The organism is Halobacillus sp. B23F22_1 (assembly GCF_043497005.1).
Lineage (GTDB): Bacteria > Bacillota > Bacilli > Bacillales > Halobacillaceae > Halobacillus_A.
In genome coordinates, this window is sequence record NZ_JBIEKE010000004.1 from 118,419 (window position 1) to 142,548 (window position 24,130).

The window sequence follows — 24,130 nt, forward strand, 5'->3', positions numbered from 1 at the left end:
AGACTTGTACTTTGTCTTATTCAGCTAATAATCCCTCAGCTTTTTCATTAAAGTTCGCCATTTCTTCTTTTACATCTGCGCCTCCAACATTAATTCTTTCTATACTGTCTAATAGTTCTTGAGTTAACTGATCCCACTCTTCAATTTGCGGACCTGGCTGAGCATTCTCCAGCTGACGGCCGAATGTAGCGTACATTGGATCATCTTGCAATACTGGATCTTCCCACGCTTCTGTACGGGATGGTAAAGTATTAGACATCTCTAACCACTCCAGCTGTGTTTCCGTTTCATTAATGTAAGACAGAAACTCTAGGGATTCGTCCACCTTCTCGGTATTATGGAAGATAGAGAAGTTAGCTCCTCCAATACTGGATGTACCTGTTTCCTGTTCAGGCATTACAGCGGTTGCCCACTGCCCTTCAATATCAGGAGCTTGATCATTTAACACACTAATCATCCATGGACCGCTGAAGAACATAGGCTTGGTTCCTTTTTCAAAAGCCTTGGTGATATCTTCACCTTCTGAAGTCTGACTGATTCCTTCTTCAAAGAAACTGTGATAGTATTCAATAGCTCCTACAAATTCCTCGCCGTCAAAGTTAAAATCACCGTTTTCAGCTTCTTCCTCACTTACTTCATAACCATTCTGCCACGCAAAAATAAATGGAGTGATTTGATCATTTTGGTCAATATCTAACCCGTAATCGTCTTCACTACGGTCTGCGAGCTGGCTTGAAGCATCTTTTAACTCATCCCAGGTAGCAGGGGCCTCATCATACCCAACTTCTTCAAGAAGATCCTCACGATAGTAAAGAACGCGGCTTTCTACGTACCATGGAATACCAATTTGTTGCCCTTCGTATTGCATCGTTTCTCTGGCACCTTCAAAATAATTATCAGGTTCAAATTCAGGATAATCATCTGTGTACTCTGATAGATCCAGCATCGCTCCTGCTTCAGCAAATTCAGGAACCCACGTGGTTCCTAATTGGAATACATCAGGTCCGTCTTGTGAAGCTACAGCCGTGAGGAGTTTATCATGGGCACTTTCCCAGGGAATGGCTTGCACCTCTACTTTAATACCATCTTCATTCTCTTCCTCAAACTTTTCAGCTAACTCTTTTAACTGCTTCCCCTCTTCTCCCATTGCCCATACGGAAATAGTTTTATCGTCATCTCCAGAAGCGTCATCGTTCCCGCCACAAGCACCAAGGAACATAGACATTGTCATAACCGAAGCTAATGCAACCTTCTTCATTTTCTTCATTACACCCTACCCCTTTTCAATTATATTGCCGAAATTAATTGAAACGTTTCGATAACTTGATTGTAATCAATTCTGTATCCGCTTTCAATACTTTTTTCTAAATTTTTTTACATTTCGTTCGATTTGGTACTAATTAAATAAATATTCTTATGATGTTCACAATTTAAAATACTACTATAAAGATATTTTAGTTTATATTTTCACAATGAATCGTCATCTTATATATGGGGAAATTATGTTTGACTCATGAGATGAAAGCGCTTATACTCCAACTATATCTAATTCGAAACGTTTCACTAAATATGCTGATGGAGGTCTCTCTATGAATGAAAACCAATTAACATCTCTACTTGAACAAATGACAACTGAAGAGAAAGTGGGACAGCTTATTCAATTAGCTACTCCTTTCTTAAAAGGCGCGTCTGATGGCGGGCAGATTACCGGACCCATGGTAGGCATGGGCATTACTGAAGAAGTTGTGAAAAATACAGGTTCCGTGCTCGGTGCTTCAGGTGCTAAAGAAATTAAGAATATCCAGGAATCTCATTTAAAAGATAATCGATTAGGGATTCCCCTTCTATTTATGTCTGATATTGTTCATGGATATAAAACAATTTTCCCTGTGCCACTAGCGATTGGATGCTCATGGGATTTAGATCTAGCAGAAAGAAGTGCAGAAATAGCCGCAGTTGAAGCCGCTGTCTCAGGCATACACGTTACGTTTGCTCCTATGGTGGATTTGGTACGTGATCCACGCTGGGGAAGAGTGATGGAGTCCACAGGGGAAGATCCATACTTAAACAGTGAGTTTGCCCGTGCTTTTGTGCGTGGATTCCAGGGGGACTTTGCAAATGATAACCAGCGAGTCGCTTCATGTGTTAAACACTTCGCAGCTTATGGAGCTGCAGAAGGCGGGCGGGATTATAACACAGTTGATATGTCCGAATGGCAGCTGCGCGAAAACTATTTACCTGCTTATAAAGCTGCATTAGATGAAGGCTGTGAAATGGTGATGACTGCTTTTAACATTTTAAATGGTGTACCTTCCACTGGAAATAAGACGTTAATGCGTGATTTGTTGAGAAATGAATGGGGATTTGACGGAGTATTAATCTCAGATTGGGGCGCCGTTAAAGAGCTAATCCCTCACGGTGTTGCTGAAGGAGAAAAGGAGGCAGCGCGCAAAGCTTTAGAAGCCGGCGTAGATATTGAAATGATGACGGAATGCTATGTGAATCACGTTCAACAGCTCATCGAGGAAGGTTCCCTCACTGAGAATCTTGTAGATGAAGCAGTATTAAGAATTTTAAAGTTAAAACAAAAGTTAGGGTTATTTGATAATCCTTATCGAGGAGCCGACGAAAGACTAGAAAGAGAATTAATTTTAAGTAAACAACACCGGGACTCGGCTAGAGAATTAGCAGCAAAGTCTGCTGTATTATTAAAAAACGAACAAGTTTTACCTCTCGAACGTTCCCAGAAGATCGCCTTAATTGGTCCTTTTGCAGACAATCACGACATTCTCGGACCGTGGTCATGGCTTGGGGCGCAGGAAGATACAATTACACTGGATAAGGGAATTCAATCTTATGCTAGTGAAGTAAAAATTGCAGAAGGTTCTAGTGTTGAATCAAGTTCAAGTGTCCAGCTCGACCTGGCTCTGAAGGCTGCGGAACAATCCGATGTGATTGTTCTAGCCTTAGGTGAAAGTTCGGATATGAGCGGTGAAGCTGGATGCCGGGCTGACATCCGTTTACCACAAGTTCAGCTGGAGCTCATTCAAGAGATGAAACAACTTAATAAACCAATCGTAACCGTATTATTTAACGGGCGCCCTCTTGAGCTTCACGGAGTTATTGACGAAACAGATGCCCTGCTTGAAGCCTGGTACCCTGGTACAGAAGGAGGGCAAGCAGTTGCTGATTTATTGTATGGTACAAGTAATCCATCCGGGCGATTAGCGATGTCGATTCCGCACTCCGTCGGCCAAGTACCCGTTTACTATAATCATTACAATACAGGCCGGCCGAAGAACGCACCGGATGCCCAAGAAAGGTTTGTCTCTCAATATTTAGATAGTCCGAACGGGCCACTTTTCCCGTTCGGCTACGGACTAAGCTATACAACCTTTACTTATAGTGAAGTAACAATTTCCAGCCAAGAATTAAGAGAAGGAGAGACATTAACAATTACGACTCGAATTACAAACTCTGGCGAAAAAGCAGGGGAAGAAGTTGTACAGCTTTATGTGAGAGATACAGCAGGAGAAGTTGTGCGTCCAATGAAGGAATTAAAAAATTTTGAACGAGTCTCCCTCTACCCCGGTGAAGAGAAAGTAGTAATTTTCACGTTAAAAGAAGAAGATCTGCGTTACTATCATTCCAATCTAGAATATAAGAGTGATCCAGGTCATTTTGAAGTTCTGGTCGGCCCTAACAGTAAACAGACTTCAAGCAGTGCGTTTCAGTTAGTTAAATAATATTTTACGTCGTTCTCTTTATTCTTAAGAGAACGACGTCTTTGTTATAGAACCCGTTCCTCGTTTAATAGAACCACTACTTTATAACCTATTTTTGAAATATTCTGATTTTTCACTTAAAAATGTTTACGCTTTCATTGATTTTATGTATACTTCTAATCGAAACGTTTCACTAAATTAAAAGGAGTGTTATTTTGAAGAAACCTTTGTATATCTTAGCCGTTTTAACATTTTTGATAACCACAGCATTGCCTTCTATTTCCGTAGCCACCCCCGGAGAAAAAGGAAAGGAAATAGCTCTTTCCAAACAGTTAGAATCGATTTCGAAGCAAACCTATCGTTATTTTGAAGATTTTACAGATGAAGATACCGGCTTAACTTATGACGCGGTACGAACAGATGAGGGAGAATTAGATCCTCAGAAGCACACCTCCCCTACTAATATTGGAATGTACATCATGAGCACCATTGCAGTTGAAGAATCAGGTAATCTCTCAGAGGGTGAGGCCATTTCTAAAATCCAAACCACTTTAGATACCTTAGAGGAAATGGAAACATGGAACGGCCTGTACTATAACTGGTACTATACAGATGACGGCTCCCTCATGACCGATTGGGGACAATTTATTTCTACTGTTGATAACGGCTGGTTATCGGCAGGTCTTATGGTGGCAGGCCAAGCATATCCACAACTTAATGAGGAAACGAGTGAACTTGTCGAAGCTATGGATTACTCTACCCTCTACGACCCTGAAGTCGGGCAAATGCACGGTGGATATGATGTGGCAGTCGAAAGCTTGACCGACCACCACTACGGCGCCCTTTACACGGAGCCGCGTGTCGCTAGCTACTTGTCAATCGGTAAAGGCGATGTACCTAAAACTCACTGGTGGGAAATGGAGCGAACAATGCCGGCTGAGTGGGATTGGCAGTCGCAAACTCCAGAAGGTTACTCGGAAACATATGATGGCATCGAAGTATTTGAAGGACATTACACTTACAACGATCAAAAGTATGTACCAAGCTGGGGCGGCAGCATGTTCGAAGCTCTTATGCCACAGCTCGTTATGAAAGAAAAGGAACTAGGTCAAGATGCCCTTGGTTTAAACAACCAACGACATGTTGATATTCAGATTGAATATGCGGAAGAACAAGGATATGAAGCATGGGGGATGTCTCCTGCCGCTACGCCTGATGATTATAAAGAATTTGGAGCTGCTCCTCTAGGGCACGAAGGTTATGAAGATGACGGTACTGTCACACCACATGCGACATTTCTAGCACTTGAATATGCCCCCATGGAAGCATTTGAAAATATTCAAACGTTGAAGAACTTTGACACTTACGGAAAATACGGTTTTAAAGATTCTGTAAACGTTGAAACAGGTGAAGTTACTGAAGCCTACCTTGCTTTAGACCAAGGAATGTCTGTAGTTGCAATTGCTAATTATCTTCACGATGGTGTGATTAGAGAGTATTTCCACCAGGATGAAATTGGAGAACACCCTGAAGATCTGTTAGAGCGTGAAGAGTTTTCAATTCAATAAAAATCGAGGAAAGACCCGAGCAATTCATTTGAATTTGCTCGGGTCTTTCCGTATTTAGCTGTCAGCTATTTTCTCTCACTATCACATACTTGTGATCATAAATAATTATCATATCTGATATAAAACCGTTACTCCCCTTATCACGAGCAACGAAGTATAATAAAAGTAACCTTTAAAAACGAAAGAGGCGATCCTATGTCAGATTCCATAAAACGCCAGGTTCAACAGACATTTTCAAAAAGTAAAGAAGCTTACGTAACAAGTACGACTCACAACAATCCAAGTGACTTAGAAGCCATAACGACCTGGCTTAATCCTCAACCCAGCTGGACTGTACTTGATATCGCTACAGGAGGAGGGCATGTCGCTAAAGAGCTGTGTTCAAAAGTTAATCTCGTATTTGCAACAGACCTAACGAAAGACATGCTGGTCAACACTGCCCGTCACCTTAAACCTTTTCCAAATATTCATTACGTAGTAGCTGATGCAGAAGAATTACCTTTTATTGAAGAAAGTTTTGATGCTGTCACTTGTCGTATTGCTCCCCATCACTTCCCGAATCCTCCTCAATTTATTAAAGAAGTGGCACGGGTATTGAAAAAAGGCGGGCAATTCCTAATGATTGATAATATTGCTGCAGAGGATGAGGAGCTTGATCACTTTTACAACACATTTGAAAAAATGCGCGATTCGAGCCACCATAGAGCTTTAAGAATATCTGAGTGGAAAGAGATCATTCGAGCCAATCATCTCTCTTTACAAAAAGAAACGACTCGTAAGAAGACTCTTCCTTTTTCTGATTGGGCTCATCGCACATTAGAAGTTGACGAAGTTGAAAAAGTAGAAGACTACTTTTTAAAAAGTGCATCGAAACTACAATCTTATTTTAATTTAGTGCAGCAAGAGAAGCACATCATTTCATTCTCTATTGACGAATGGATGGTTCTCTGTCAGAAATAGCACCTCCCTAAATCTTTAGTTATAGGTCAGCTTGTAGAGAAACCTTAAAAAGTGTAAAGGGTTTGAGGAAACGACTCCCTTTCCGCGGCCCCACACGACGTGGGGTCGTTCGATGTTGGCACACGACGTGCCGAACTTAATCGAACTTCCTATTTAAGACCTCCTCGGGCTTTATCAGCCCTCCGGGGTCACCCCTTATTCCCATTTCCCGCATGAGTCTCGCCGTTTCCTCAAACCCTTTTTCGAAATAGATCACTGGCAAAATCATTTATTCAAGCTGTGCCCTAAAAACAGCGTTTGCAAAAGGGCATTCACATTACTCAGGTTTCAAGATTCCATTTTGGTCAAAGGAACGGAAAAAGTGCCGACTCCTGCGGGACAGACAGGAGAAGCCCCGCAGGTCGCAGACCGAGGAGATTTTCCGTCTTGCCCAGCGGAAAACGGCGCTTTTTCCTGTTCCTTTCTCCATACTTATATGAAGTACATCTTAGCTTTTTCGACACACTGCCCTATAACTCTAAGTTATAGGTTTTTTTATGTTTATTTCTACCCTTTAACGGACAGGCTGAAGCTAGATTAGTTTGTAAAGTATGAGGTGACATTATGGATATCGTAGTAATGGCTCGAGTGTTGTTTGGTTCTTCGATGGGCTTCCATATTATATACGCCACGATCGGTGTTGGTCTTCCGATCATGATTATTCTGGCAGAAATCATGTACTGGATTAAAAAGGACGAACATTATGCGTTAATGGCAAAACGCTGGACGAAAGGTTTTGCCATATTACTAGCCGTTTCCATTGCTTCAGGAACGATTGTAGCAGTACTTCTGTCGCTGCTTTTCCCGAACTTTATGGAGATCGTCGGTCAAGTTATTTCTCTCCCCTTTCAGTTAGAAATTTTTGCTTTTCTGATTGAGGCAGTTTTCATGTCAATCTACTTATATGCTGCTGATCGTTTACCTCAAGGGCTGCGTGTTTTAAGTATTACGTTAGTCGCTATGGGAGCAACAGCCTCGGCCATCCTTATTACGGATGTGCACGCCTGGATGAATACACCGGCTGGGTTTGATATTTCAGCAGATGGCACCATCACAAATGTGAATGTATGGGAAGCTTTTTTTAATCCAAGCTTCGGAGTCACCGCCATACATGTTACTCTCTCAGCTTATATGACTGTCGCCTTTCTTATTGCTTCAATCGCTGCCATTCGCTTAATGAAAAGTCACTTGTCTATCGAGGAGAAGAGTTATCATAAAAAAGCTTTAATGATTGCTTTATATTTCGGCGCCGCTATGTCTCTTGCTACAGCTATTAATGGACATGAAACAGCTCAAATGCTTCATGAAGAAAACCCTAGGAAGCTAGCAGCAGCTGAGGGGCTATTTGAAACGACGCGCTATGCTGGATTATCCATAGGGGGATACACCTCTTTAGAGGATAAAGAAGTCAAGTATGCCCTAGAGATCCCCAATGCGCTCAGCTTTTTAGCAGGGGACCGCTTCGATACAGAAGTTATCGGGTTAAATGAATATCCTGAGGAACTTTGGCCCCCCCTTTACGTCCACATCTTATTTAATATCATGGTAGGAATTGGAACGCTATTAATTGTTTTATCAATAGCTGCCCTTTTCTGGAGGCACGTATTAAAACGAGAATTTCCAGGATGGATGCTTTCCCTTCTAGTTGTAAGCGGTCCGTTAGCCGTTATTGCAATTGAAGCCGGGTGGTGCTTCAGCTGTATCGGACGTCAGCCCTGGACCATCACTGATGTGCTGCCAACGGCAGAAGCTGCTACAGGATCAAGCAGTGTCGGCATTCTGCTGTTTTCTTTTCTAACATTGTATGTCGTATTGTTATTTGTTACTGGCTTTGTGATGCGATACTACTTTAAACGAAACCCCGTTGAGAAAGAGTTAACAACTGGAAATGTCTAGAACCTTCTTATCCCCGGATAAAAGGTTTAACGGAGCAACCATCACATATATACTCAAAACTATTTTACTTTAGAAAGGAGTGAGTCCTCGTGGAACCTTCCATTTTAGCGATTACGATCTTATGGAGTCTTCTATTTATCTACGCGATGCTCGGCTCACTAGATTTCGGAGCTGGTTTCTGGGGAATGATTTATGGAAAAAATGATCAGACAAGTGCTTCTCAAATCGCCAACCGTTTTCTTTCGCCGACCTGGGAAGTAACGAACGTATTTTTCGTAATTTTTGTCGTAGCACTCGTCAGCTTTTTTCCATTTGCTACTACGATGCTCGGAAGTTTATTGTTAATCCCTGTTGGTATGGGGCTTCTTTTATTAACAATTCGAACGACTTTTATGGTTTTCGCAAATCATGCGAATAAATACAGAGACCTGCTCATTATCACTTCCGGCCTTACCGGGCTGATTATTCCTGCTTTACTTGTTAGTATGCTTCCGATAACACTCGGAGGGTTCGTCGAGATCGTAGACGACTACCCTCAACTGCTTTATGGTGAGTTACTAACTCACCCTACATTATACATGCACATTGCCTTCGGACTTACCACTGAATTGTTCATTTCGGCTGTCTTTCTTATGGATTATTCTAAAGAAGCGGAGGATTGGTCAGCTTATCAAACTTACCGAAAGCATGCTCTATGGTTAGGTCCCGTATCCATTATTATCGCGATACTCACTATTGAAACCATGCCCGCAGATGCTGCCTGGTTCGTCGATAATGTAAAAGGAACCCCCCTCTGGTTTGGGTTATCATTACTCTTTTTTCTAATTGGGTACGCTTTCCTTTTTGTAAAAGGAAAGAACGGAAGAAAAGGTATCGCACGATTAGCCGTATTGTCCATTATCATTCAGTATGGCATCGCGATTTACGCCTATGGCTCAGCCCATCTTCCTTATTTAATTTATCCAGATTTAACTGTAGGGGCCAGCTTTACAAATCCCACCGTATTTTATAAGCTGCTAATCGTTTATGCTGGAGGATTTGCGATACTAATTCCTGCCTTTATTTTATTCTGGAGGCTGTTCCTTAAGGATCAACGCTACTTAAAACAACCATAGCCGACCTCCTTGAACAAAACTAAATAGAGCTTCCTATCATCCGAACGATTCTGTTTATATCAGTTCGGATGATTTGTGTACCAAGAAAAAGACCTTCACCATCGGCCCGGCTACACACTTCGCTTTATAATTATGTTTGTGCATTTTGACTAAGCGAAAGATCCGCGCTTTAATCATTCGTTTCTTGAGGTCCAAGCTTTACTTATCTCCCTGTTTAACAAGGAATAGCGGAAGGTTTATTCTTCCTTCTCTAAAGGGTACATAAATTGGAACCATACTCCTTATGGAATAAGAAACAAATGAAACGGCTTAAATTAAATTGAAGGAGCTATAATATGCCAGAACTCAGTACGCAATACTTAAATGAAGCCATTGAGGATAGCAAACCTTTTGCTTCCCAGGGAAATGTCAATGCGACCATCCCGACTTTTGACGGCACAATGAAAGACCTTTTAGGTGTAACGATTATAACAAAAGACTTTGAAATCTATTCAGCTGGTGACTACAAGCAAAATGTGCCAATACAGAGCACTTCAAAGATTATTGGACTCATGCTCGCATTACAGGATTTTGGAAAAGATCGTGTTTTCCAAACGGTAGGCATGGAGCCGATGGGTGATTTCTTCAACTCCATTTCTTCACTGGAATCTCCTGATACAAATAAACCTTTTAACCCAATGATTAATGCCGGCGCCATTTCCGTCGCTTCCCTTATTAAAGGTCAAAGTGTTGATAAACGATTTGAACGCTACCTTACCTTCCTAAGAGATATTACAGAAAACGATGAGCTCGATATGGATGAATCCGTCTATCAAGCAGAAATAGCTAATGGAGCACGAAACCGTTCACTCGCGTATTTTATGCAAAGTACAGGAACGTTAGTAACGGATGTAGAAGAAGCGCTCGACCTTTACTTTCGAATGAATTCTATTATGATGTGCTGCAACGATTTTGCTAGAGTTGGTCTTTTTCTTGCTAAAGGTGGAATAGATCCTGACGGCAATAAACTGATTCCAGATCACCATTTGCGAACAGTCAAAGCTATTATGCTTACTTCTGGTATGTACAATGCCTCCGGCCAATTCGCTGTTGAGGTTGGTTTTCCATGCAAGAGCGGGGTATCAGGAAGTATTATAGGATCTGTTCCTGGAAAAATGGGAATTGGAGTTGTCGGACCGGCTATTGATAGTAAAGGTAATAGTACAGCCGGAGGAGCTCTCATTAAAAAGCTCTCGAAAGACTTAGAATTAAACATGTTCGGCATTGAAAACACGGCAGGGGAGTAATACGATGGCTTTTGATTATTCGATTGATTTTGATAACATTGATTTTCGGGAACAACCGGAAAAGTATCGCGTAGGCCGCGGAGAGCAAGGTGTATTAATGGTTGAACCGTACAAAAGTGAAATTCTGCCGCATTGGCGGTTTAAAACACCAGACATCGCAAAAGATTCATCCAACAAAATTTATAAAATGTTCCTTGATTATAAAAAGCAGGATGACTTTGTAGGCATGGATATGGCGAGGAAATTTCTGCAAATGGGTTACACAAGGTCTAGAAGATATGCGAATTATAAAGGCGGAAAGAAGTATAGTAAAAATGGAGAAGTAAATGAACTTCATATCGATAAAGTAAAGGCCGAGTCTGCCGCGATATTTGAAGAGAAGTGGATAAGAGCACGTGAAGACAAGGATTATTTAAAGTTAAAAAAAGAACATCAAAAAAAGCACGGATAGAATAACCCTTTTATAACCAGAACCGATTGCTGCCTCCATCGGATAGGGGCACTCCTGCAGGGCACTCTGGGAGACTTCCCAGGTCTTCCCTGCAAAGATTCACTTGGAATGCTTGTAAATCACTGTACTGTAAACTTGAGACTTCGCTTTAGGGTCTATGGTCTGCTTTGCACTGTTTACAGCTGTCATTGCTTCCGAAAATCCTGAAGCAATGAGCATTGTTTTGTAAGGGTAGATCGCAGCGTCCCCTACAGCATATATCCCTTCTACATTCGTGCTCATATCCTGCCCTACAGAAATACGGCCTTTCTCAGTTTTTATCCCCCACTCTTCGTATAGACTCTTCTCTATTTTCAGTCCCTGGTACACCAGTATGTCATCTATGTGCAGGTACTCTCCAGAATCTAACGCCAGCTCAGCTAATTGATTAGTTGAACCTTTCATTTCAACTGCAGAAGTATCTCTATAAACATGCACAGTGGATGCTTCGAGTTTATCGATATCATGTTCATATACGGCTTTAAATTCACTCCCGTGGTTGATTAAATGTACTTCTTCAGCCACACCATCTAGTGCTAATGCCCAATCAACTCCAACACGGCTGTCCGAGATGACAGCTGCTTTCTTCCCTTGATATTGATTGATGCGTTGAATCGTATAGTGAATGTTATGCTTGTATCGGTCACTTCCAGGAATGTCTACTGACTCCATATCAAAAGTTCCCAAACCAGAAGCTATAATAATTGTCTTTGAATAATGCTTTGCCCCGCAAAAGGAAGTTAACAGAAAGCTTCCATCTTTTCTTTTTTCAATGGATGAAATTTTCTCTCCAGTAACTATGGCAGGATCGACGCTCATAGCTTGCTTTTCTACATTTAATACTAATTCCTCACCGGTGACCCCTGGAAAGCCTCCGACATCATAAATCCTTTTCTCTGGATAAAAAAAAGAAACTTTTCCGCCAAGATCAGGCTGATATTCAATTACCTTCGTCTTTATATCACGCATACCCGCATAGAAAGCTGTATATAAACCTGTTGTTCCGCCTCCTATAATCGTGAGGTCATATTGTTCATTCATAGCTTACTCTCCTTATCTTGTTTTCATTAACAAGTAAATAAAATAGGGGGTGCTGACAATTGTTACAACAATACCCACCGGAATCTCTGATGGGGCAATTAAGTTGCTGCCTAAAATATCAGCAGCTTGCAAGATCGCTGCCCCAAGCAGCGCTGCCGTTGGAAGCATACGTTCATGTCTGGGACCGACGATCCTTCTAGCCATATGAGGAGCGACTAACCCTAAAAAGGCAATCCCTCCTGCTGCAGCTACCGAGAGACCTGCTAAACCAACAGCTAATAGAAGTAAAGTAATCCGTTCTTTTTCAACAGGAGCACCAAGACCTTTAGCCAGGTCATCCCCTAAAGTTAAAACATTTAAAGAAGCGGTTTTATACAAGCTATAGACAATAAGTAGCATCATCCATGGTGCTGTGGCTCCGACGAAATTCCAGTTAGCACTCCAAATATCCCCGGAAAGCCAAACCATCGCCTGCATAAAATCTTGTGGATCCATTTGAACTTGAAAAAGAATAAGCGCAGCACTGAACCCAGCATTTACACCGATCCCTACTAATATTAAACGTATCGGTTCAATGCCTCTTTCCCAAGCCAATACATAAACAATCAATGCCGCTATAAATGCTCCTGCTAAAGCAAATAATGGAAGTATATAAACACTCCACCCGCTAAGAGAACTCATAGAAGATTGAAAAAAGAAAATATATAATACAACAACAAACCCGGCCCCTGTATTAATCCCCAGTATTCCGGGCTCAGCCAGGTCATTTTTTGTAACTCCTTGTAATATTGCTCCAGAACAACTAAGCGCCATTCCTACTAACAAAGCAATAATAATACCCGGAAGCCGAAACTGAAATAAGACAAGTTCCTGGCGTGCGTTACCTTCCCCTATGAAGGTTTGAAAAACTTCCCAGGGTGCTATTTGAATGGGTCCTAAATTTAAACTCAAAAGAAAAAGCCCTATATTTAATATCACCAGTACTGATATCCATACCATGAATCGAATGCGCCCATGTTCCATTACATGCCCCCCCTTTTACCGCGAGCTAAATAAAGAAAGAAGGGAACACCTATTAAAGCTGTTATAGCACCAACAGGCGTTTCATAAGGAGCATTGACAAGTCTTGCTCCTGTATCGGCAGCCACAAGGAGCCAGCCTCCAAGAACAGCTGATACCGGAATAATTAACCGATAATCTGAACCAACCAGGAACCGAGTAATGTGAGGTATGACTAATCCAATAAACCCCACGGTTCCAGCCACCGAAACTGCAGCACCTGCTAATAAAAAAACCACAATTACACCTAGAGATTTAATCAAAATCGTATTTTGGCCCAAACCTTTTGAAATATCTTCACCAAGACTAAGAACCGTCATTGATCTGGATATGGCCAGAGCAATTATTACTCCTAATACTCCAGCAATGAGAAGCACTTTTACAGAGGTCCAGCTCGTGTTAGCCAGTCCGCCTGCATACCAGAAACTCATTTGCTTGGCTACTTGAAAGTGAAGAGAGATCGCAGTAGATAATGAGCTGAGCATTCCGCCAATGGCTACCCCTGCAAGCGCTAATTTAACGGGGGTGAGTCCTCCCTTTGAAAAAGAACCTACAGCAATAACTAGCAGCACAGCCAAACCTGCTCCAATAAATGAAGCAACCATCATCCCAAAATTGGAGAGTGATGGGAAGAAAACGAGCGCAACAATGAGTGAAAAAGCTGCTCCGTGAGTTACCCCCATCACAGAAGGTGAAGCTAGCGGATTTCTAGTTAACCCTTGCATAACCGCCCCCGCCACTGCTAAAAATGCCCCCACTAATGCAGCTCCGGCAGCTCTTGGAAGTCTCAGTTCTTGAATCACTTGATGGTTCGTATTTAACGGATCAAACGACACAACTGCCTCCCATACAGTTGGCAGGTCAATATCCGCTGCCCCAAGTGCAACCGACCACCCTAACGAAAAAACCAACCCAACTGCTGATAAAAGAAAGACGAGAGCGGCTCTCCCAATCCGTTTAGGCTGACCTTCTTTATTTTCTTTCTTTACATCCCCCAATGTCCTCAACCCTTCTTACACCCTCTTAAGTTATGTAACTCTTAAATTGAGAATGATTATCACTACAAGTATATGAGAGTTGTTACAAATGTTCAAGTAAACCATATAAAATAAAAATTGACTAAGTTTATGAAAATGATTATCATTATCGTTATAAGAGTGATCAATATATCATAGGAGGAAATTCACAATGAAGAAAATTATATTTTTTATAAGCATCTTACTTATCCTCAGCTTAATTGCCTGCAGCAACGATGAGGAGCCATCTAGTGATCAAAATGATAACGAAAGCGGTGAACGCGCCCTGGAGCATGCTTCCGGTGAAGTCACAATTCCAGAGGACCCGCAAAATATTCTTGCTCCTTACCTGGAGGATTCACTGCTGGCCCTCGGTGAGAAACCGGCAGCCCAGTGGTCCATTGGAGAGAGTGTTCTTGACTACCTTCAACCTCAATTAGAAGATGTTCCAACAATCGAATGGGATTTACCTTTAGAGGAAACACTGAATCAAGACCCGGATTTGATCATCTTCAGTTCCCCTTCTTCTATACAAAACGGCTCGTATGAGGATTATGAAAGTATTGCTCCTACATATGTGTATGAAGAAGAAGTCAGTATGGACTGGCGTGAGCAGCTTACACAAATGGGAGAAATTTTGAATAAACAGGAAGAAGCTGAAACAGTTCTTTCCGATTTTGATGATAAAGTCGAAGAAACTCAAACAGCTGTTGAAGAGTCCATTGGGGATGAGTCTGTGGCTTTTCTATGGACGATGGGAGAAGAGTTTTATATCTTCGAATCAACCCGCTACGGCGCGGAGGTATTATATAACGAGGTAGGACTGACTCAGCCTGAATTTGTAGAAAACCTGGAGCAGGAGGAGCAGTGGAACCCGATTTCAATGGAGAAGCTTGGTGAAATGGATGCCGATCATGTTTTCGTTATTGCAGAAGAAAATGAACCAGGACTGGAAATTTTAGAGGAAAGCTCTGTTTGGCAGAGTACACCCGCTGCAGAGAAAGATCAAGTGTACACTATGAACGACCCCAGTCACTGGACAATCGATGGTGTCCTCGCTCATGAAATGACTCTTGATGCCGTACAAAAAGCCTTAACCGAATAAAGATGAAAAAGTAAAGATTGCGTAAACTTTGTTAAGTTTACGCATTTTTTATTGAATATTAATTCTTAATATCGTATGTTGATATCGGATATCGATGTAATGGAGGGAATTGAATGTTAAGAGATTTTTTTCTGGGGTCTATTAAAATTCATATCTTATACCATGCTGATATTGAACCTATTTACGGAGCATTTTTAATGGAGGAATTAGCATCACATGGATATAACATTAGTCCAGGCACCCTGTACCCTACTTTAAAAAGCTTGAACGAGAACGGTCTTCTTTACAAATACGACGAAACCGTGAATGGCAAAGTACGTAAGTATTACACAATTACCAAGGAAGGCAAACGTGTGCTTGAAGAAGGAAAGCAGCAAGTGCGCGAACTCGCACAAGAAGTATTACACGATGATTGGAATTGGAGGAATGAAAGATGAGCAAACCGAAAGGCTCTTTAAAGGAAATTCTATTGGCTTCCACGAAGTTAGGATTAACTTCCTTCGGCGGTCCGGTTGCCCACCTGGCTTATTTTAAAGACGAATACATCGACCGCCGCAAGTGGCTGGATGATAAAACGTACGCTGACATTATTGCATTATGTCAATTTTTACCTGGACCTGCGAGCAGTCAAGTAGGAATTGCTATTGGTATGCTTCGCGGAGGTTTATTAGGAGGAATTGTATCATGGATTGGTTTTACCGTCCCTTCGATATTGGTGCTCATCTTCTTCGCGCTTATGTACCAGTCCTACGACCTTAGTGACGCCGGGTTTATTCAAAGCTTAAAAGTAGTAGCTGCTGCAGTGGTTCTCCATGCGCTGATTGGATTAGGGAAAAAGTTAACACCGGATAAAACAAGAGTCGGAATTGCCATGGCAGCTGCGTTTATAATGCTGCTCTTTCCTTCAGCCTGGATGCAAATTACTGTCATCTTAGCTGCAGGACTTCTAGGCTCTAAGCTTTTTGCTAAAATAGCTGATACAAAAGTTGAACCTTTTCCTGTTACATTTTCTAAGAAAGCAGGAGCTGCTTCCTTAGCAATATTAGTGAGTCTGCTCGCCTTACTACCTTTGATTGCGCGCGCGACAGACCATATGCTTGTTCAACTATTTGATACTTTTTTCCGTGTGGGCTCCCTCGTTTTCGGAGGCGGGCATGTGGTTTTACCGATGATTGAACGAGAAGTTGTGCCTACTGGATGGATCAATTCTGGAGAATTTCTTGCTGGATACGGGATGGCTCAGGCTGTACCAGGACCCCTTTTCACGTTTGCCAGCTATTTAGGTACAATGATTGAAGGAGTCACGGGGGCAGTTGTTGCTACAATCGGAATTTTCCTCCCTTCATTCCTATTTCTAATAGCTGCTCTGCCTTTCTTAAATGAACTTAGAAAACGCTCGAAGTTTCAAGGGGTACTTATGGGTGTAAATGCAAGCGTAGTCGGAATCCTTTTAGCTGCATTCTATGATCCTGTCATCACAAGTTCCATTACAAGTAATGCAGACTTTGCGTTAGCCGCTATTCTATTTGCCTGCTTGCATTTCTTTAAAGTACCCGCCTGGGCGATTGTTTTAATCGGTGTTGGTGCTGGGTTCATTATAAATTTGATATAATAGAACTAATTGAGAGCATGAAATCTATCGTTTCATGCTCAATTTTTGTTTTCCTTGTCGATAATAGAGGTAAATACTTATCAAATAGATGAAGCATGAAAGGAGTTAGTTTGATATAAATCTACAGTTCTTGGGGGAATGTTTATGACGAATGAACAAACTCGTTATTCTCGATTAGCTCAAATTACTAAGTTAATCAACACGAATTTAGAATTGAGAGAGGCTTTAAAGCATGTAGTTACTGCTATCTCTGAAGAAATTGTCAGCTGTGATTCTGTGGGTATTTACCTCCCTCAGCAAGATGGAACATATCGCGGATTTGTCGGGAAACCAGAGTTAATCAATGGAATGTCGCTTGATATGCATGTCGTAGATACTACTCATGACCACTTAGCCAAAGAAGTGATAGAAACAAAAGAACCCATCTATATCCCGGACACTTCTAAAGATTCAAGGCCTGACCGAAGAGCTGTGGAAGCGTTTGGTATTAAATCTCTACTCGTTCTCCCTATGGCCTATGAAGCTGAATTATATGGTCTTGTCTTTCTTTTCGATTATGGTATTCCGATGAATTTACAGCCCTCTGAAATTGAATCCATAGAAGCCTATGTTAACATGGCCGCCGTAGCTGTAAGAAATGCAAACAACTTAACGAAGAAGGAGTCGTTAATTGCTGACAAACAGTTACTGTTGAATGTCACAAGAGAATTATCGTTATGTTCTACTCTCCAAGAAGTAATGGATAAATGCTTTGAATACCTAGGGGGAGTGTTAGGCAACTCAAATATTGGAGCACACCTTTTAGATCCAGTCGCTCATCAGCATATTAATCCTACAAGTCTTAGTAAAGATAGCGATTGGTCAGAAGAAGATTGGATACAAACTCACCGTCATCTGGATGTTGACTTTAAAAAAGATTTAGTTTTCCAAGAGGTTCTTTCAAAGAAAAAATCCATTTTCATAACAGACACAGCGAACGACCCACGCCCTAATCATGAAGCTTGTCAGCGTTTTGGCATTAAAGGGATATATATAATTCCGTTAATCGCTACTGGTAAAGTTCTCGGTACTGTGGCCATCGTTAATCTTAAAGAAAAAAATTATATTTATCCTGACTCAGCGATGCAGCTGGCTGAATCAATTGTGGATGCAACTGCTCCTGTACTTTCCAATTTATTATATATTGAAAAGCAAGAACTCATCATATCTGAACGCACCTCTGAACTAACCCAAAAAAACAATGAACTGAAACGATTGCTTAAAGAGGTTAAACAAATAGGCCGTGAAAAAGAGCTTATACTAAACTCAGCAGGTGATGGAATTTTCGGTCTGGACCTTTACGGAAAGATTACGTTCTGCAACCCATCTGCTACTAATTTATTAGGCTGCCAGCATGAACACGAATTAATCGGCCACTCAAGCCACCAAATTTTCCCTAAATGTATGCTGGATGAATCCGGTAAAATCCCCTCAGTCATCTCAACTGAAAATAATAAAGGAGCTGAGGAAGAATTCTTTTATAAAAAGGATGGCCGTCATTTCCCTGTCGAATTTGTTATTGCTCCTCAGATTGAAAATAATGAAACGGTGGGTTATGTCGTTACCTTCAAAGATATTACTACTCGAAAACAAATGGAAGAAAAAATTAAATACCACGCCTATTACGACAGCATCACGAACTTACCTAACCGTGTCCTTTTTCAAGACCGACTGCATCAAGCCCTTAAATATGCTGAGCTTTACGGACGAAATCTTGGCGTGCTTTTTCTTGACCTGGATCGCTTTAAAAAAATTAATGATACGTTTGGGCATACTTTTGGAGACAAAGTGTTAAAGAAAATTGCTGATCGTCTTCTTCACGCGCTTCCAAAGGAAACTACAATATCAAGACAGGGTGGTGATGAATTTATTATCCTTCTTCCCAGCATTCAATCAAAGCAGGAAGCCAAGGACTGTGCCAGGGAAGTATTACAAGTATTTTCAGAAGCTCTGCACATAAACGGGCAAGAAGTCTCAATAAAGACAAGCATTGGAATCAGCATATTTCCCGAAAATGGTATGACTTCCGAGCAACTAATAAAACACGCGGATCTAGCCATGTACAAAGCAAAAAAACGATCAGGAAACCAGTTTCAGCTATACGAGCCAGTATTAGAAGATCGAACCGTTGAAAGTGTTGAATTTGAAAATGACCTCTATCGAGCGTTGAAAAATGACGAGTTAACCGTTGTTTATCAGCCGAAATATGATTCCCTTAAAAATGCCATCATTGGCTTTGAAGCTTTGCTTCGCTGGAATCGACCAAATAAAGGCGTGATTAAACCGAAGGAATTTATCCCATTGGCAGAAGAAACAGGTTTAATCATTCCAATGGGAGAATGGATTTTACGTAAAGCATGTGCGCAAACGAAGGAATGGCACAACCAGGGGTTTGAGCATATATCTGTATCTGTAAATTTATCTCCCCAACAGTTTAACCAGGAGGAGCTCTTCACCAAAGTTAAACAAATTTTAGAGGATACAGAGCTTTCTCCTTCCTGCCTGGAACTTGAACTGACGGAAAACTTAATCATTCACAATACGAAAAAAACCCTTACGGTCATACACCGGCTTAAGGAGCTTGGAGTGAAAATATCAATTGATGACTTTGGCACTGGATACTCCTCTTTAGGCTATTTGAAGGACTTTCCTGTGGACACGCTGAAAATAGACAAAACGTTTATTGATGACCTCCCAGAAAACCCAAACAACGCAGCAATCACAAATACCATCATTACCCTGGCTAACAGCCTGCAACTAGATGTGATTGCCGAAGGAGTCGAAAAGAAAGAGCAGTTAGAATATTTAAACGCTCACGGCTGCCACCTCATCCAAGGATATTATTACAGCAGGCCTCTAAAGGCAGAAAATATTTTGCAACAAATGTATAGTCAAAATCATTAGAAACGAGGGTTATACATGAAATCTGTTAAAGCTGTAGTAGATTATTTAAAGAGTGGGAATGTATCTTATATTTTCGGCATACCTGCGGGTTCAGTTAATGCCTTCTTTGACGAACTATATGAAACCCCTGAAATTACACCTATTGTAACGAAACACGAAGGAGCTGCATCCTACATGGCCGCCGCTTATGCCAAATACTCAAATAAGATTAGTGTTTGTATAGGAAGCAGCGGTCCAGGCGGAACCAACCTGCTTACAGGAGCAGCTAATGCGATGAGAGAGCATTTACCCATCCTCTTTCTTACAGGGTCTGTACCCGTTCGCACAGTAGGGCTAAATGCTTCGCAAGAACTCGACGCCCACCCTATCTATGAATCTGTCACCAAATATAGCAAGCGCGTGGATAACGCGGAAGATTTATTGACTGAAGTTCATAAAGCTGTAGAGATTGCTGTCTCAGGCGTACCTGGCCCTGTTCATATCGCTATGCCCATTGATGTACAGCTTCAACAAGTGGAGAAGTGCACGCTCCCTCTTTTCCCTAAACGTACTCCTCTTCTACCAGAGGACGCTGTGATAGAAAAAGCTATTAAACAGGTAACGTCCTCTTCTAAAGGAATTATTTTTGCAGGACAAGGCATACGTGGAGCGGTTCCGCACTTATTAGAATTAGCAGAATTGTTAAAGTGGCCCATTGTTACTTCTCCTCAGGCAAAAGGCTTAATTCCTGACGACCACCCGTTACGTATAGGAATATTTGGTTTTGCAGGGCATGAGTCAGCTTCAGAACTTATTAATGATGGAGATTTTGATACGGTTTTAGTTGTGGGTTCGAGCCTTGGAGAAACAGCAACGAACAATTATAATCCAAACATTTCCCATAACAAAACAATGATCCAAATCGATTTTGATGAAGAGGTATTTAATCGCAAATATCCTGTAGATACTGCCATTTTAGGAGATACAGAAGTGGCTCTTTCTTACCTTAACCAAAGTTTGCACCTTTTAGGATATGAAAGAAACGTTTCTTCTCCTAAAAGCCGTCACTTTGAAAACCTAACGGAAGAATACAGTACCAAAAACGTGCTCCTGCGACTTCAGGACTTACTACCTACAGATACTCGATATACCATTGATATAGGAGAGTTCATGGCCTACGTGATTCACCACATGAACGTACTTGAAAATGATAGTTTCGATATTAATGTGCATTTTGGTGCCATGGGAAGCGGTATAGGCAGTGCCATAGGTTCAAAGTTAGCTGAACCTAATCGGCCTACAGTCAGCATTACAGGGGACGGCTGCTTCTTTATGCATGGGATGGAACTCCTTACAGCAAAGGAATACCAGATTCCCGTTATGTTTGTGGTCATGAACAATGCTCGCTTAGGTATGGTTCATCACGGTCATTCTTTACAATATAAACGTGCTCATAACCGCTTTTCCCAAGAACCCGTAAATATTTCATCATTAGCAGAAACCCTCGACATTCCTAGCATTCGTGTCGACGACATGGAAGACTTAAATCAAGAGTCTATTCATACTTTGCTTCATCATGACGGTCCGACTATTTTAGAAATTTCTTTAGTCGACGATCGAGTTCCTCCTATGGGTGATCGTGTTAAGTTCCTCTCATCATTTGGAAAATAAAAAAGGACATTTTGGAGACAACCTATTCCCTAAAAACTTTTTAAAAGACCTTAGAAAGAGTAAAGATTGTAGGAAACGACTCGCTTCCCATGGGCGAATGGTGTGCCTACTCAGGCTAACGCCTTCCGGGGTCACACCTTATTCGTATCTCCCATAGGAGTCTCCCCGTTTCCTACAACCTTTTTCGATACGAGGTCATTAAAACAAATGCCGCCACTCTTTCCTCTTATAAAGAAAAAGATATCAACAATTATTCCTGCTTAAAGCAGTGCTTCTGCTTGTTCCTGTTCCTTTTCTCCCCCCAATGCAGGGCCCACCATATAATCCAATATTATATCCGCCTTAACTTTTTCGACAGCCTGAGCATAATTGAAGTAGGCTGCTTATTTATGTCTAATTTATGAAACCTGCTAAACGCTCTTGTACTTATTTTCGTTTCCTTCTATCATAAATATAATTGATTTAACGGAAGGAATGACCAATATGAAATTAAAGCTTTTCGCTATCATAAGTTTACTTTTAACTACTTTCTTAACTGGGTGTGCAGAAGACCAAAATGAAGATACAAATCAAAACCATGAAGGACACAGCCATGAGACTACGGAGGGCGGAGACATAAGAGAAGAAACCTCCAGCTATGAAGTGCTGCCTGCTTTTTTAGAAGAAAAACATGAAGATATCCAAAACATCTACGTCGCCGTTGCCCAAAATAAAGACTTATTAGAGCACATTCCTTGCTATTGCGGCTGCGGAGAAACAGTAGGACACCGTGATAATTATGATTGCTTTGTTCACGAAAACCGGGAAGATGGATCTTTGGTATGGGATGATCACGGAACAAAATGCGGGGTGTGCTTAGAAATTGCAGCTCAGGCTATTGTTGATTACCAGGAAGGAAAATCAATTAAAGACATCCGCGATAACATTGACCAGCAGTACGAAAATCGAGAGGTAGAACCTACCCCCACCCCTGAAATTTAATGCAGAAAAGCATTCCTACTCCCTTAACAGGAGAACGAATGCTTTTTTTGCGTTTTAAAGATCCTGCAGCTTTCTCCTTTTTATGGTCCCTTTTATTATAACTCACCAATATAGGTCACTCCTGCTGTCTGAATAACTCCTTGTTTAACATGTGGAATTTAGGGAATATTCAGTGTAATTGACAGATGAAAGGAGATGGCTTTTTGGAAGCGTTCGAGAATTTTATCGCAACAATATCAGACTTTTTGTGGAATTACCCCCTTGCTATAATTTTAATTATTGGAGGCATTTTCTTAACAATACGTCTTAAATTTTTTCAATTTCGTTTTTTTGGCCACGTACTGCACCAAACAATTGGCCAAATCTTTAAAAAGACAAAAAAAACAGGTACGATTACTCCATTTCAGGCTTTCACCTCTGCTTTAGCCTCAACAGCCGGCGCTACAAATATAGTAGGTGTCCCAGTCGCAATTTCCCTTGGAGGACCTGGTGCTTTATTTTGGATGTGGGTTATTGCCCTTATTGGAATGGCAACTAAATACTCAGAAATATTGCTAGGGTTAAAATACCGTGAGAAAAATGAAAAAAATGAATGGGTTGGCGGCCCGCAGTATTACATAAGAAAAGCACTTGGCTGGCATTGGGTAGCTTCTGCTTTCGCCTTTTTCCTTATGATTGAATTAATCCCTAGTACGATGGTGCAATCGAACTCAATTGCAACACAAACAGAGGGTGCCTTCGGATGGCCTGTTGAAATTACAGGTTTAATTATGTGTGCAGTCATAGCCATCGTAGTATTTGGAGGAATTAAGAGAATCGGTAAAGTTACCGATAAAATGGTCCCGTTTATGGTTATCGTTTATGTATCCGTTTGTCTATACATTTTAATCGTGAATATTGACCAGATTCCAAATGTATTTGGTTTAATCTTCTCCCATGCCTTTACTCCAATTTCCGCAACGGGCGGGTTTGCCGGAGCTATGGTAGCTGAAGCGTTAAGGTGGGGTATTGCTCGCGGTTTGTACTCTAACGAAGCAGGGCTTGGAACAGCTCCCATTGCACACGCAGCAGCAAAAACTGATCACCCATCGAGACAGGCATTATGGGGTATTTTCGCTGTATTTGTAGATACCATAATTATTTGTTCGATGTCAGGTCTTGTTGTATTAGTCACTGGAGCCTGGCAGGATGTTGGTCCAGATAATGCATCTAACATGATCAACGTCGCCCTGGCTACTGAATTTGGAGACACATTTGGTGGAGTGTTTATATCCGTTTTCCTTATTTTCTTTGTTATCACGACAATCGGTGTTCTCATCTTTTACGGAGAAAAACAAGCGGAATATTTATTTAACTTAAAAGCAGCCCGGCTTATGCGAATTGTATATATTGTCGCAGTGTTCCTGGGAGCCATCGGCGGATTGCAATTCGTATGGCAATTCTTAGATTTACTGCTCGCCTTTGTCTTGCTGGCTAATATTATACCGCTTCTCTTCCTGCACAAAGAAATAGCATCATTGACAGATGATTACGTTAATCGTGTGTATAAGAAGAATACAAAAGACAAAAAAGTGAAACTGTTTGTTGAAGATGGTGATTAATTTATCCCCTGCTTCTCTTCTAGAGAGCAGGGGGTTTTATAAT

General features: G+C 41.3%; 18 protein-coding genes. 14 read left to right on the forward strand and 4 right to left on the reverse strand.

The genetic code is table 11. The features are described from left to right. Positions 1-16 precede the first annotated feature (16 nt). The gene (locus ACGTNH_RS19605; RefSeq protein WP_394588713.1) at positions 17-1,267 is read right to left on the reverse strand and encodes a sugar ABC transporter substrate-binding protein; all 1,251 of its coding nucleotides are present in this window, start codon (positions 1,265-1,267) and stop codon (positions 17-19) included. Between the two features lie 322 nt (positions 1,268-1,589). Here ACGTNH_RS19605 and ACGTNH_RS19610 point away from each other — a divergent pair, with 322 nt between their 5' ends. The 7 genes from ACGTNH_RS19610 (at position 1,590) to ACGTNH_RS19640 (ending at position 11,040) form a co-directional block, all read left to right on the forward strand. After that, on the forward strand, positions 1,590-3,746 hold the full coding sequence (locus ACGTNH_RS19610) for a glycoside hydrolase family 3 N-terminal domain-containing protein (RefSeq protein WP_394588714.1): 2,157 nt from the start codon (positions 1,590-1,592) through the stop codon (positions 3,744-3,746). 194 nt (positions 3,747-3,940) lie between these two features. Next, a complete protein-coding gene (locus ACGTNH_RS19615) occupies positions 3,941-5,293 on the forward strand; it encodes a glucoamylase family protein (protein WP_394588716.1) in 1,353 nt (450 codons plus the stop codon). Positions 5,294-5,488: 195 nt separating this feature from the next. Beyond that, a complete protein-coding gene (locus ACGTNH_RS19620; protein ID WP_394588718.1) occupies positions 5,489-6,253 on the forward strand; it encodes a class I SAM-dependent methyltransferase in 765 nt (254 codons plus the stop codon). A gap of 603 nt (positions 6,254-6,856) precedes the next feature. Further along, positions 6,857-8,188 carry a cytochrome ubiquinol oxidase subunit I gene (locus ACGTNH_RS19625; protein ID WP_394588719.1) on the forward strand — a complete coding sequence of 444 codons (1,332 nt, stop codon included), beginning with the start codon at positions 6,857-6,859 and terminating at the stop codon, positions 8,186-8,188. An 89-nt stretch (positions 8,189-8,277) separates the two neighbouring features. Then, on the forward strand, positions 8,278-9,303 hold the full coding sequence (locus ACGTNH_RS19630) for a cytochrome d ubiquinol oxidase subunit II (RefSeq protein ID WP_394588720.1): 1,026 nt from the start codon (positions 8,278-8,280) through the stop codon (positions 9,301-9,303). 335 nt (positions 9,304-9,638) lie between these two features. After that, positions 9,639-10,589: a glutaminase A gene (gene glsA / locus ACGTNH_RS19635; RefSeq protein WP_394588722.1), complete on the forward strand. Its 951-nt coding sequence runs from the start codon at positions 9,639-9,641 to the stop codon at positions 10,587-10,589. Between the two features lie 4 nt (positions 10,590-10,593). Beyond that, entirely contained in the window at positions 10,594-11,040 is a 447-nt protein-coding gene (locus tag ACGTNH_RS19640; protein WP_394588723.1) for a DUF4385 domain-containing protein, read from the forward strand. 99 nt (positions 11,041-11,139) lie between these two features. Here the strand turns inward: ACGTNH_RS19640 and ACGTNH_RS19645 are convergent, their stop codons facing one another. Genes ACGTNH_RS19645 through ACGTNH_RS19655 form a run of 3 tightly spaced genes read right to left on the reverse strand, consistent with a single transcriptional unit; the run spans position 11,140 to position 14,132 of the window. After that, positions 11,140-12,120 carry an NAD(P)/FAD-dependent oxidoreductase gene (locus ACGTNH_RS19645; protein ID WP_394588724.1) on the reverse strand — a complete coding sequence of 327 codons (981 nt, stop codon included), beginning with the start codon at positions 12,118-12,120 and terminating at the stop codon, positions 11,140-11,142. A gap of 12 nt (positions 12,121-12,132) precedes the next feature. Then, positions 12,133-13,143, reverse strand: a complete 1,011-nt coding sequence (locus ACGTNH_RS19650) for a FecCD family ABC transporter permease (RefSeq protein ID WP_394588725.1) — start codon at positions 13,141-13,143, stop codon at positions 12,133-12,135. Continuing rightward, positions 13,143-14,132 (reverse strand): FecCD family ABC transporter permease, encoded by a 990-nt coding sequence (locus ACGTNH_RS19655; protein ID WP_394588813.1) that lies wholly within the window; start codon positions 14,130-14,132, stop codon positions 13,143-13,145. The genes ACGTNH_RS19650 and ACGTNH_RS19655 overlap by 1 nt, the downstream gene beginning before the upstream one ends. A gap of 235 nt (positions 14,133-14,367) precedes the next feature. On the opposite strand from ACGTNH_RS19655, the gene ACGTNH_RS19660 reads away from it, so the two are divergent. The 7 genes from ACGTNH_RS19660 to ACGTNH_RS19690 all read left to right on the forward strand — a co-directional run bounded on the left by ACGTNH_RS19660 (position 14,368) and on the right by ACGTNH_RS19690 (position 24,087). Further along, positions 14,368-15,300 (forward strand): ABC transporter substrate-binding protein, encoded by a 933-nt coding sequence (locus ACGTNH_RS19660; protein ID WP_394588726.1) that lies wholly within the window; start codon positions 14,368-14,370, stop codon positions 15,298-15,300. Between the two features lie 113 nt (positions 15,301-15,413). After that, positions 15,414-15,737 carry a PadR family transcriptional regulator gene (locus tag ACGTNH_RS19665; protein ID WP_394588728.1) on the forward strand — a complete coding sequence of 108 codons (324 nt, stop codon included), beginning with the start codon at positions 15,414-15,416 and terminating at the stop codon, positions 15,735-15,737. Then, positions 15,734-16,912, forward strand: a complete 1,179-nt coding sequence (chrA, locus tag ACGTNH_RS19670) for a chromate efflux transporter (RefSeq protein ID WP_394588729.1) — start codon at positions 15,734-15,736, stop codon at positions 16,910-16,912. Before ACGTNH_RS19665 ends, chrA begins: the two co-directional genes overlap by 4 nt. A gap of 144 nt (positions 16,913-17,056) precedes the next feature. Further along, entirely contained in the window at positions 17,057-19,855 is a 2,799-nt protein-coding gene (locus tag ACGTNH_RS19675; protein ID WP_394588730.1) for an EAL domain-containing protein, read from the forward strand. 15 nt (positions 19,856-19,870) lie between these two features. After that, positions 19,871-21,505, forward strand: coding sequence for a thiamine pyrophosphate-binding protein (locus tag ACGTNH_RS19680; RefSeq protein ID WP_394588732.1), 1,635 nt, complete (start codon positions 19,871-19,873; stop codon positions 21,503-21,505). A gap of 483 nt (positions 21,506-21,988) precedes the next feature. Beyond that, entirely contained in the window at positions 21,989-22,486 is a 498-nt protein-coding gene (locus tag ACGTNH_RS19685; RefSeq protein WP_394588733.1) for a PCYCGC motif-containing (lipo)protein, read from the forward strand. 203 nt (positions 22,487-22,689) lie between these two features. Beyond that, complete coding sequence (locus ACGTNH_RS19690) at positions 22,690-24,087, forward strand: alanine/glycine:cation symporter family protein (protein ID WP_394588734.1); 1,398 nt, start codon at positions 22,690-22,692, stop codon at positions 24,085-24,087. Positions 24,088-24,130: the final 43 nt, after the last annotated feature.